This is a genomic window from Ardenticatenales bacterium (assembly GCA_020634515.1).
Lineage (GTDB): Bacteria > Chloroflexota > Anaerolineae > Promineifilales > Promineifilaceae > JAGVTM01.
The window spans coordinates 213699-227359 of the sequence record JACKBL010000008.1 but is presented as its reverse complement, the minus strand read 5'-3'; the positions used below and the strand labels follow the sequence as shown (position 1 = coordinate 227359).

General features: G+C 54.8%; 3 protein-coding genes. All 3 read left to right on the top strand.

Translation table 11 applies throughout. The features are described 5' to 3' along the window. Positions 1–5427 carry an amino acid adenylation domain-containing protein gene (locus tag H6650_19930; GenBank protein ID MCB8954281.1) on the top strand — a complete coding sequence of 1809 codons (5427 nt, stop codon included), beginning with the start codon at positions 1–3 and terminating at the stop codon, positions 5425–5427. Positions 5428–5456: 29 nt separating this feature from the next. Then, complete coding sequence (locus H6650_19925; protein ID MCB8954280.1) at positions 5457–11105, top strand: SDR family NAD(P)-dependent oxidoreductase; 5649 nt, start codon at positions 5457–5459, stop codon at positions 11103–11105. Between the two features lie 159 nt (positions 11106–11264). Then, entirely contained in the window at positions 11265–13661 is a 2397-nt protein-coding gene (locus H6650_19920) for a penicillin acylase family protein (protein ID MCB8954279.1), read from the top strand.

The window sequence follows — 13661 nt, the reverse complement described above, 5'->3', positions numbered from 1 at the left end:
ATGAATAGCAGCCCTGACACGCTCCCCTCTGATCTCGTCTCGTTGCTACAGCAGCGCGCCGGGCAAAATCCTCATAAGCGGATTTATACCTACCTGCTAGATGGCGAGTCTGAAGAAGCGCATTTAACTTATGTCCAGTTAGAAGAACAGGCGCGCACTATTGCTGCATTGTTGCAGTCGCGTAATGTCAGCGGAGAGCGGGCTTTGCTTCTCTATCCGCCTGGGCTGGCTTATATCGCTGCGTTCATGGGCTGTCTGTTTGCTAATGTGGTGGCTGTGCCGGCATATCCGCCCGATCCTACCAGATTAAACCGCACCTTGCCCCGTCTCCAGGCTATTGCCGCCGATTCTCAGGCAAAAATCGTGCTGACAACCAGACCTGTCTTGCAGATGGCCTCATTCCTGTTTGGATATGCCCCAGACCTGAAAGCACTAGATTGGCTGGCCACGGACACAGCAGACAAAGCGCTGATGACAGCCTGGCAGCAGCCATCCATCAATCAAGATTCATTAGCTTTCCTGCAATACACTTCCGGATCCACCGCGGCGGCAAAGGGCACCATGCTTACCCACGGCAATCTGTGTTACAACCTGGCGCAGATACATCAGCGTTTTGGACATTCCGAAAATAGCCAGGGGGTCATCTGGCTGCCACCATATCACGATATGGGACTGATTGGCGGGATTTTGCAGCCGCTCTATGGGGATTTTCCGGTTGTATTGATGTCGCCCATTGATTTCCTAAAACGTCCGTTCCGCTGGCTGCAAGCGGTATCCCGCTATCAAGCCACAACCAGCGGCGGCCCCAACTTCGCCTATGAGTTGTGCGTCCGAAAAATCACCCCGGAACAACGCGCCACCCTGGATCTGAGCCATTGGGATGTCGCTTTCAATGGCGCGGAAGCTGTCCGGCATGATACGATGCGCCGCTTTGCCGAGGCATTCGCCCTGGCAGGCTTCCGCTACCAGGCCTTTTACCCCTGCTATGGTCTGGCGGAAGCGACCTTGATCGCCACTGGCGGCGTCAAGGAAGCTCCCCCTATTACGCAGGCTGTCAATATCCAGGCGCTGGCGCAAGATGAGGTAGTACAGGAGGATATTGACCATCCGGTGGCACAAACGTTTGTAAGCTGTGGTCGCTCCCTGACTGGACAACAACTTGTCGTTGTCAATCCCCAAACGTGCCAGCCGTGTCCAGACGCCAAGGTGGGCGAGATCTGGCTTTCAGGACCAGGTGTAGCTGCCGGTTACTGGAATCAGCCGGAAGAAACCGCGCGTTCTTTTCACGCCTTTCTGGCAGATGGCACAGGACCATTCCTACGCACAGGCGATCTGGGTTTCTTGCAAACAGGCGAGTTATTTATCACGGGACGGCTCAAGGATCTGATCATCGTCCGTGGTCAAAATTACTACCCAGATGATATTGAACAAACCATCACGCAAAGTCACCCGGCTTTGCGCCCCGGGTGTGGGGCTGCGTTTTCCGTGCAGATGCAGGGGGAAGAACGACTGATACACGTGCAGGAAGTGAGTACTTCAATCGGCCAATCTCGCCGGAACGGAAATGACGAATCAGCCAACGACGCTGATTTGCAAGATATTTTTCGCGCGATGCGTCAGGCTGTCGCCAGGGTATACCAACTACAACTTTACGGCGTGGTCTTGATAAAACCGCACTCGATCCCGAAGACTTCTAGCGGCAAAATCCAACGGCAGGCAACACGAGCGGCTTTCTTGGCCGGGGAGTTGGATAAGGTCGGGGAAAGTTTTTCGCGGGAAATTTCAACAACGATTGACCTGGAAGAAGGGGCCGATCTTTTGCCGGCAGAATGGCCCCAAACAGATGATGCAAGCGACCGTCGACCCCTCATAGAACACTTTTTGCAACAGCGGATAGCCCAAACGTTGCAAATCAATCCTACACAAATTGATATACGCCGTCCCCTTAACGAACTGGGCCTTGATTCACTTTCGGCTATTACCCTGGAACACGAAATTGAGACGGTTTTCAAGGTGGCTTTGCCAGAGACCACCCTTTTGCAAGGAACGAGTATTAGCGAACTTGCCGGGCGGATTGCGACAGGAACGGAACCGGCGACCCTGGCGGCGTCCGTGAGGACCCCAACAGATCTCTTCCCAGAGAACGGTTACCCACTAACGTATGGGCAAAAAGGTATCTGGTTTTTGCACCAGCTTTCCCCGGAGAGCGCCGCCTATCACATCGTCTGCGCCGCCCGTATTCTTTCTGTTTTAGATATGCCGGCATTTCATCGTGCTTTTTACCTTCTGGCACAGCGTCACCCTGCCTTGCGCACCACCTTTTTAACTCTGGCAGGCGAGCCTGTTCAGCAAGTCCAGGCCCGCATGGAATTGGATTTCCAGGTAGAAGATGCGTCAGCCTGGAATGAAGCGGACCTGCAACAAGCGCTGATGGCCGCTTCCCAACGCCCCTTCGATTTGCAACAAGCGCCATTATGGCGAGTCCATTTGTTCCAACGAGCCGAGCGCGAAACCATACTCCTGTTCGTCATCCATCATATCGTGGCTGATTTTTGGTCGCTGGCCGTACTTATCCACGAGTTGGGTGAATTGTATGCGGCTGAACAAGGAAACATGCCCATGCCGCCCCCCCCAGACAGGCTGCAATATACTGATTATGCCCGCTGGCAAAATGAGCGCCTAAATGGATCGGAAGGATTGCGATTGTGGGCCTACTGGCAACAACAGCTACAGGGGGCACTCCCACTCCTCAACATGCCCGGCGACTACCGACGACCGGCTATCCAGACTTTTCGCGGTCGGGTTAAAACTATCCGGTTGAACCAGGAATTATCACGAAAAATAACAACGCTGGGCCGCTCCCAAGGGGCTACTTTATACATGACCCTGTTGGCGGCCTACCTGGTACTCTTGCATCGTTATACCGGCCAGGATGAAGTTATCGTGGGTTCGGCCGTGGCGGGTAGAAATCGGGCCGCTTTCACAAAACTGGTCGGCTACTTCACCAACAGCATCGCCATACGCTCAAAACTTGCCGGCAATCCCCCCTTCCTGGCTTTTCTGGAACAGGTGCGGCAGACAGTGTTGGCCGCGTTTGCCCACCAGGAATATCCCCTCCAATTACTGGTTGAGCGGTTACGCCTCGATCGCGATACCAGCCGCTCTCCCCTGTTTCAAACTATGTTCTTCCTGCAAAAGTCGCCACTGCCGGAAATGCCGCGGTTAGCTGCTTTTGCGCTGGGCGAAGCGGGCGCCCCATTGAATCTCAATGGGTTACTGCTAGAAACGGTGGCGCTCGAAAAACACACGTCCCAGTTCGATTTGGCTCTCAGTGCCGCTGATTTGCCTGGGGGATTGCGGATTGCCTGTGAATATAACAGCGACCTGTTTACGGCAGAGTATATTGACAACCTGCTAAGGCATTATCAAGTCCTGTTGGAAAGCATTGTCAACCAACCTGTCCAGCGGATTCTGTTGTTGCCGATGCTGCCGGCGGAAGAAAGCCAACGACTGCTGCAAACGTGGAACAATACACGGACCAATCATGCCCCGCCATATTGTGTGCCCCGGCTATTTCTCCAACAGGCGGCGCAAACACCCGCGGCGACAGCCATCGTATTTGCGGATCAGCACCTGACCTATGCGGCCTTATCCCGCCGCGCGCATCGCGTAGCACGCTACCTGCGGAATCAGGGCGTGGGGCCAGAAACGGTTGTGGGCATCTACCTGGAGCGCTCTGTAGAAATGATAACGGGCTTGTTGGGCATTTTGCTGGCAGGCGGGGCTTACCTCCCCCTGGACCCCACCCATCCCCCACAACGCCTAAATTTTGTGCTGCAAGATGCGCAAGCAGCCTGGTTGCTAACGCAGCCATCTCTAAAGGGAAACTTGCCCGCCTATCAAGGAAAGGTCATTCTTATTGACGAGATTGGGGACAATGAGGACACGGCGGCGGATGGTGATTTATCGCAAAGCATTAGCGAAGATAACCTGGCGTACGTGATCTATACATCCGGCTCCACAGGCCAACCCAAAGGGGTGCAGGTTACGCACCGGGCACTAACCAACTTTTTGCAGTCCATGCGCGTGCGCCCGGGTTTGCAGCCAGACGACGTTCTACTATCCGTGACGTCGCTGTCTTTTGATATTGCCGGCATGGAGCTTTTCTTGCCCCTCATCGTTGGGGCCACGTGCGTTTTAGCGCAAGCTGATGAAGTCGTTGATGGGTCTCGCCTGGCGGCGGCCATACATCGCCGCGGCGCCACGGTCATGCAAGCAACGCCAGCCACCTGGCAGCTTTTATTAGAGGCGCGCTGGTCGGGAAGCAAACAATTGAAAATCCTGTGCGGGGGAGAGGCTTTATCGCGCGACCTGGCAAATCGTCTGGCCGGTTCCGGCAGCGCCTTGTGGAATATGTACGGTCCAACCGAGACGACAATTTGGTCAACGACTGATACCGTAGAAATAGGAGAAGGGCCGGTATTTATTGGTTCTCCCATTGATAACACACAAATTTACCTTTTAGATAACCAGTTGAATCTAACGCCCGTGGGTGTACCTGGTAATTTATATATTGGGGGCGCCGGTCTGGCACGGGGGTACATCCGCCGTCCATCCCTGACCGCGGAGCAATTCATCCCCAACCCATTTAGCCAGACCCCTGGCGAGCGCTTATATCACACAGGCGACATAGCCCGTTATCGCACCGATGGAAGCATTGAGTTTCTGGGACGGATCGACCATCAGGTTAAGGTGCGCGGTTATCGCATTGAACTGGCGGAAATCGAAGCCGCGTTGCATCACGAGCCGACAGTGCGGGACGCAGTCGTTGTCGCCCATGACGATGGCACAGGCAGCAAACGGTTAGTGGCTTATGTCATTCTCGCCGCGGACAAAGATAAGGCACATGTAGCTGAATTGCAGCGTAAACTGCAATGGGAACTGCCTGGTTATATGATCCCATCCGTGTTTGTGCCCGTTGCCGCGTTCCCCCTTACCCCTAATGGCAAGGTTGATCGGCGCGCCCTCTCCGCGCCAGATCATAGGCATTCCGCGACAACCCAAACTTACGTGACGCCGGCGCCCGGTTGGGAGCAGCAGATTGCCGCCATATGGCAGCAAGTATTGCAGGTCGAGCGCGTCGGCGCCTACGACAATTTTTTCGATTTGGGGGGGCACTCCTTACTAATGGCAAAGATAAAAACCTTGCTGCAAGACGAGCTGCCTGTACCGGACCTGGCAATGGTAGAACTGTTTCAATATCCCACCGTACATGGGTTGGCCCAATACTTAAGCCAGAAACAAGAGCCTCCCGCTGCGTCTCTCGCCAGCCAGGAAAGAGTGAGAATCCGGCAAGAGCGTCAGAATATGATGCAATGGCAGCGGCAGCGCCGCCAAAATAGTCGCCGCAAGACTAATGAAACATGAGCAAGGATGATGTTTGAATGAGTGAATCAATGTCCCCGAATGTTGCGGATGTGGCTATCATTGCCATGTCAGGCCGTTTCCCCGGCGCCGACACGCTGGATGCCTTCTGGCGTAACTTGCGCAATGGGGTTGAATCCATCACTTTTTTTGCGGCTACGGATTTAGCTCAAAGTGGCGTTGCTCCCGCTTTGCGGCAACACCCCCACTATGTGCCGGCAGGGGGGATTCTGTCCGATATCCAACAGTTCGATGCTTTCTTCTTTGGCTATAGCCCGGGCGAGGCAGCCAGCATGGACCCTCAGCACCGTCTTTTTCTGGAGTGCGCCTGGGAAGCACTGGAACGAGCGGGCTACGACCCGGAAAGGTATCCAGGACTGATTGGCGTTTATGCCGGCACGGGCATGAACACCTACCTGTATCATAATCTCTACAACCACGCCCATCATGCGGAGCCAGGCCGCGACTACCATACCATGATAGCCAGTGACAAAGATTATCTGGCGACAAAAGCAGCCTACAAACTGAACTTGAAAGGTCCCGCCGTCACCACGCAAACCGCCTGTTCTACATCACTGGTTGCCGTCCACATGGCCTGCCAAAGTCTTCGCGGCGGTGAGTGCGATATCGCCCTGGCCGGCGGCGTATCCTTGCGCGTGCCTCACACCGCCGGCTATCTCTACCAGGAAGGCATGGTTCTATCCCCAGACGGCCACTGCCGCGCTTTTGACGCCGCCGCCCAGGGAACCGTCAGTGGCAGCGGGGTTGGAATCGTCGTTCTAAAAATGTTGGAAGATGCACTGGCTGACGGCGATACCATTTATGCCGTCATAAAGGGTTCAGCCATCAACAATGATGGTTCCCAAAAGGCAGGCTATACAGCCCCCAGCCTGGACGCGCAAGCCACCGTCATCCTAGAGGCGCAGGGGATAGCGAATGTTTCTCCCGATTCCATCACTTATGTGGAAACACACGGCACTGGCACTCCCATAGGGGACCCTATCGAAATGGCTGCGCTGGCAAAAGCCTTCCGCGCGGGAACAGAACGGAAGCAGTTTTGCGCCGTGGGTTCTGTCAAAACGAACATCGGTCATCTGGATGCGGCCGCGGGCGCGGCGGGCTTGATCAAAACCGTCCTGGCTTTATGGCACAAACAGATTCCCCCCAGCTTGCATTTCGAGAAACCCAATCCGCAAATCGACTTCAACCATTCTCCTTTTTACGTCAATACGACTTTATCAGACTGGCAAACAGCCGGCGTGCCGCGGCGCGCCGGCGTCAGCTCTTTTGGCATTGGCGGCACAAACGCCCATGTTATCTTGGAAGAAGCGCCCCCCAGGCCCGCGTCGAGCGCCACAAGACCCTGGCAAATCTTGCCCCTGTCGGCAAAAACAGGGTCAGCGCTGGACGCCGCATCGGCCAACCTGATCACCCACCTCAGCCAATCCCCTCGGCAAAATATGGCTGACATCGCTTACACGCTGCAAACGGGCCGTCGCCTGTTTCCCCAGCGTCAGGTTCTGATCTGCCAAAACCATGCGGATGCGCTTGCCGGGCTGCGTGGCCAGGAAACGGGCAGACTGTTGCGCGGCGTCCAGGAAACAATCTCGCGTCCGGTGGCTTTCATGTTTACGGGGCAAGGGGCGCAGTACGCCAACATGATGGCGGAACTGTATCGCACGGAGCGTGTCTTTCGACAGACGGTTGATCAATGTTGCGCGCAGCTAAAACCCCGCCTGGGCCTTGACCTGCGTCACATCTTGTATCCGGCTAACACCGCCGAACAGGAAGCGGCGACTCAGCGACTAAACCAGACTGCCATAACACAGCCGGCTCTTTTTGTGGTGGAGTATGCGCTGGCTCAATTGTGGCTGTCATGGGGTATCCAACCACAAGCCCTGATTGGCCACAGTATTGGGGAATATGTTGCCGCCTGCATAGCAGGGGTCTTTTCTCTGGCAGATGCGCTGGCTGTGGTCGCGGAACGGGGACGCCTGATGCAACAACTGCCGGCAGGCGGTATGTTAGCCGTCTCGCTGGCGGAACCAGAAGTTGAGACCTATCTGACGGATGCGCTGTCTCTGGCAGCCGTGAATGGTTCCAGATCGTGCGTGGTTTCCGGCTCCCCGGCGGCGATAGACGCGCTGCACTCGGTTCTGAAGCGAGAAGGAATAAGATGCCAGCCGCTACACACTTCCCATGCTTTCCATTCGCACATGATGGAACCGATTTTGGCGTCATTTGCCGGCATCGTGCGACAATACACCCTCCACGCCCCCCAAATACCCTGTATCTCGAATGTCACCGGCAGTTGGAGCAGCATAGAAGAGATCACCAATCCTGATTACTGGGCGCGGCACCTGCGCCAACCCGTTCGCTTTGAGCAAGGCTTGAGCACGCTCATGGCCGATCCCGAACTCGCTTTGCTAGAAGTAGGACCAGGTCGAACATTGAGCACACTGGCGCGGCAACACGCCGGCGCCTCACCCAACAGAATCATTCTCACATCCACTCCCCATGCGCAAGATCGCCAATCAGATGCGGCGTTCTTGCTCACCACCCTCGGCAAATTGTGGCTGGCCGGTGTACCCATTAATTGGTCTGGTTTCTATGCTGATGAACAACGGCAGCGGGTATCACTACCCACCTACCCGTTTGAACGACAGAAGTACTGGATTGAGAAAGAGACAACTCCCGCCACGACGCCGGAGCCAGAAACCGACACACGCAAACCGGATATGGCTGACTGGTTCTATGCGCCATCCTGGAGCCGTTCCCCGCTGCTGCCCTTCTCTGGCAGCCAACCCATCCAGCAATCCCCCTGGTTGCTGTTTTTAGACAACTTAGGACTGGGCGGCGCGCTGGCGCAACGGCTGATACAAGCTGGCGAAAATGTCGTCACGGTGGAAGTCGCCACCAAATTCGCGGCCATCGGTGAACGCAGCTACCAATTAAATCCGGCTCAACCCCAGGATTACGAGACCCTATTAACGGCTTTGGACGCCGCCGGGTTACAGCCGCGCCAGATTGTGCATTGCTGGAATGTAGATGAACCGACAATGGCGGCCAATTCGCCATTCAACAGCTTGTTATTTCTGGTCCAGGCTATCGGGAAGCAACTTTCTACGGTTCCCCTCTCGCTAACAGTGATTTCTAACGAAATGCAAGAGGTAACGGGCACGGAACAAGTATCGCCAATGAAAGCGCTTTCCCTGGGACCGGTGCGCATCATTCCACTCGAATACCCCCACATAACCTGTCGCTCAATTGACGTGCAAATCCCCGCCGGGCAAGAAGCTTACGGGCGTTTGTTTGATTTCCTCTGGCGAGAGCTAACCACAGGAGCAAACGACCAGGTTGTAGCCTATCGTGGCTTGCATCGGTGGGTAGAAATGTTTTCCCCAATTGCGCTGCCGGCGGAAATAGAAACCACCGTTCAGTTTCGGCCAGGAGGCGTCTACCTGGTCACCGGGGGATTAGGCGGCATCGGCTTTACTCTGGCAAAAGAGATCGCCAGCGCCACGCCCGTTACCCTGATTTTGGTCGGGCGCACTGGCTTGCCCCCAGTAGAAGACAGAGCAACATGGCTAAATGAGCATGGCGAAGCTGATACCGTTAGCCAAAAGATTCGCCGTCTGCAAACGTTAGAATCGCTGGGAGCAAAGGTTGTCGTCGTCGCCGCCGATGTGGCGAATCTGGAACAGATGCAACAGGTAATCGCGCAGGTAATGGCTGCTCATGGGCGGATCAATGGTGTTATTCACGCTGCCGGATTACCTGGCGGCGGCATGATTCAGCGCAAAACCGTGGCTGAGGTCAACCGCGTTCTGGCTCCCAAAGTGCAGGGGACGTTAATTTTACACGACGTCTTCCGAGAGATTCCGTTGGACTTTTTCGTTCTCTGCTCCTCGCTGAATGCGGTTGTCGCCCGCCTGGGGCAGGTTGATTACACGGCTGCAAATGCGTTTCTGGATGCTTTTGCCGGGCACGCGCGAAGCGTCGGCCAACCAGCCGTGGCGATCAACTGGGAAACGTGGCAGGGCATTGGCATGGCGGCGGCGGCGGCGGAACAAGAACCAACAACGGCGCCATTAACACACCCCCTGCTAGAAGAAAACCTGGGTAGCCATCTAACATTTCAAACGTACGTCACGCATTTTCACGTGAGCAAGCAGTGGGTATTACACGAACACGCTGTTGTCGGCAAAGCAACGCTCCCCGGCACAACGTATCTGGAAATGGTGCGGGCGGCTGTTACCCATCATTATGGGCGTGCCCAGATGCTGGAAATACAAGATGTGCATTTTCTGACGCCGTTGATTTTTGCCGGCAATGAGGAACGCGCCGTCTACACCGTTTTGAAAAAGCAAGCGGATGGGTTTGCCTTCACCATTGCCAGCCAGCCCAAAGGCGACAATCACAGGTGGCAGGAACATGCTCGTGGGCGCGTCATCCCGCTGTCGGTCGCCCCTGACCAGCGATACACGCTGGCCTCAATAGAAAGCGCATGTAATCAAGCAGAAATCATTGACCCATTTCAAAAAAGCAATGTCGGCAGCTTTCGCTTGCGGCAGCGACCCTTCTCCTACGACTTATCCGAGTCTGAAGACAGTCTGCGCATCCCAGCCACCATTATCGTTGAAAATGGAGATACCGTTGAAGAACGTTTCATGGTGTTCGGCCCCCGCTGGCACAGCCTGAAATGGGTCAAGCTAGGAAATGGGGCGGGATTGGCGCTGCTGGAATTGCCCTCGGAATTTGCAGCGGATATTGCTACTCATGGGCTACATCCTGCTCTGCTGGACCTGGCAACCAGCTTTCTGCGACTATTCAAAGCAGAAGGCAGCTATCTACCGCTTTCATATGGCGCACTGAAAATCATAACCAGCTTGCCGGCGCGTTTCTACAGCTACGCCCGCTATCGGGAAGCACCAGATAACGGACCCACCTTGAGCTTTGATGTGACGCTCCTGGATGAAAAAGGCTCCGTCCTGGCGGAGATCGAGGCATTTACAGCCGTTCGCGTCCAAGACGTTAGCCGACTGGCAACGGCTGCCCAAAATCACCAACAAGCCGGCGATGTGTTCCCGGAAGGGTACGAACGACCGGCTGGCGCTGCCGGAAACATCCTGGCTCAGGACCTGGCCACGGGCTTGCTGCCGGCCGAGGGTGCGGTCGTTTTCCGTAGAATCATGGGGAGCGGTTTACCCCGCGTTGCTGTTTCCACCAGAGATTTGCCCTCACGGATCGCTCGTGCGCAAAAGGAGACGGTAGACTTAATTGCCGGCATCCAACACCCCCCCCGCCTGCGTAGCACACACGCCCGGCCCGTTCTGCTAACAGCCTATGCTGCCCCTCGAAATGAAACGGAAAGAAAACTGGCCGAAATCTGGCAGAATGTCCTGGGCATTGATCGCGTTGGCGTCCATGACGATTTCTTTGAGCTAGGTGGTGACTCCTTGCTAACCGCTCAGGTTCATCGCCAATTCCGCGACACCTTTCCGCAGCAAATAACCATTGCTATCTTGCTTCAACATCCCACGATTGCCGACCTGTCTGCATTCCTATCCAGCCAGGACGCGGCAACGCCACCTTCTTTTGCAGAAGTACAAGACAGGGCGGAAAAACAAAAAGACGCCTTGAAAAGACGTCGACAAAACATCAGAAAACGGACCTCCTAACCATTCGCAACGCCAATCACCTCCCCGGAAGCTGTTTTGATGCCAGATGATTGGACCAATTTTCTCTGGCGAATATGGTCATTGCGCGCGTGAATTGGGGCCAATCTCCAGAGGGCGTTAGTAGTAACGCAACCGTTTCATTTTGCAGGAGTATAACGTGTGACACATCTAAGAAAATGGGCAATCCGGCTCGCGATTTTGTTACTAATACTTTTCGTTCTGACTGGCAGCCTGGGTATCTGGCTTGTGCGCCGTCCCTGGACACCCGTTGCCGGCAACGTGGAAACCACCGGCTTAAGCATGAACGCTGAAATCGTACGCGACCCATGGGGCGTTCCCCACATCTACGCCGACAATGAAACAGATCTGCTCTTTGCCCAAGGCTATGCCCACGCCCAGGATCGGTTGTGGCAAATGGAGATAAGCCGCCGCTTGAGCCAGGGTAGAATGAGCGAAATTGCCGGAGCATCCACCGTCGAGCTAGATCAATTCATGCGCACGTTGGGTTTACGACGTGTTGCCGAACAAAGCTGGCAACAAATGGACGGCGACGCCCAGGCGGTATTAACAGCCTACGCCGCGGGCGTCAATGCCTACTTGAGCGACAACCATAATCGCCTGCCGGTAGAGTTCACTCTATTAGGTTTTGAACCACAGCCGTGGACGCCCATAGATTCGCTGGCCTGGGGCAATTTCCTATCATTGAACATGGGCGTCAATGCCGCCCTGGAACTCCTGCAAGCACGCACCGTTGCCGAACAGGGCACATCCGTCCTGACCCAACTCTTCCTATTCGCTGACAATCTAGATACCCTTATCGTGCCCTCTGAAACCAACAATTATGACTGGTTACGTGCCGTACCACCTGAATCCTCCACTTCGTCAACGAATTGGCTAACGAAACCATACCCCCGTTGGGCCAGCAATAATTGGGTCATACACGGCAGCCGCACAACCACAGGTCTACCCATTCTCGCCAATGACACCCACCTCGATTTGCTGATGCCATCTGTTTGGTATCAAAACGGGTTGCATGGGGGTCGCTTTGATACGGTAGGGTTCACCCTGCCAGGCGTACCGCTCGTTGTCATAGGCCATAATCAGCGCATTGCCTGGGGTATGACCAACATGGGGCCAGATGTACAGGACATCTACATTGAGCATCTCGACAACCTGAGCAACCCCACCCAATATCAACACGGTGAAGAATGGCGTGACTTAACCATCCTCCCGGAAACGATCCTGGTCAAAGACGCCGAACCTGTAACTTTTAACATCTATCTCACGCAGCGCGGGCCCCTCATCAATGACATATTCAACGTTCCCGCACAACAGCCTATATCACTGCGCTGGACGCTTTACGAAGGAAACGAAGTATTACGCTCCATTCTCATGCTTAACCTGGCCAGCAACTGGGATGAGTTTCGGGCTGCCCTGGCATATTGGGACTCACCAAATGTAAACTTTGTCTATGCTGACGTAGCCGGCAACATTGGTCACCAATCTGCCGGGCGTGTCCCTGTACGCGCGCCCGGGCACCAGGGCGCTTTGCCTGTTCCCGGCTGGAGCGGCAACTATGAATGGGTAACCTTTATTCCTTTTACAGAGCTGCCTAGCACGCTCAATCCAGAGGCTGGATTCATTGTTACAGCCAACAACGAGTTTGTTACTCGTGATTACCCGTATATGCTGACGTACGATTGGTACGAACCCAGTTATCGCGCCGAGCAGATCGCCGCATCGCTGACGGCAAACCAAAGTCAAAGCCTGACAGATTCGGCGGCCATCCAGTTACAGACATTTTCCCCTCCATCCGCTGCGCTGCAACCCTATCTATCTATCATTGAACCCGCCAATCAATTAGAGGAAGACGCGCTTTCTCAAGTAAAAGCCTGGGATTTTCAATACGAGCCGGAGGCAATAGGCGCGACAGTCTACGAAATCTGGTACTTGCACATGCTGTACTACACCCTTGAAGATGAACTGGGCGACGAATTAATGGATGAATATGCTCAGTACACCAACAAACATGTGCCCATGATGGTTATGTTGATGGCCGATGGAGATAACGCCTGGTTTGATGACACGAACACGCCTGAAATAGAAACGCGCGACGACATTGTCCGTCGGGCCTGGCAGGATGGCCTGATATGGCTGCAGGAACGATATGGACGGCACGTGAACGATTGGGCATGGGCAAATGTGCATACCACGACATTTCGCCATATTCCCATAGGGCAGAGCGGTATTGCTGTACTTGAATCTTTATTCAACAGCAGGGCATATCCCTCGCCGGGTACGCAGTTTAGCGTGAATGTTGGTTGGTACGACGATCCGTTTGAGGTTGTCTTTGGACCGGCACAACGCATGATCCTGGATCTCTCAGACTTTGACAATTCCGTCAGCGTTAATTCGACCGGGCAGAATGGGAATCTTTTTCACGCCCATCGCCAGGATCTCAGCAAGATGTGGCAGCAAGGCGATTATTTCCCCATGCTCTTTACCCAAAGCAGCGTGCAGGAAAAGGCAGAAGCTGTGCTTACCCTGAAACCATGA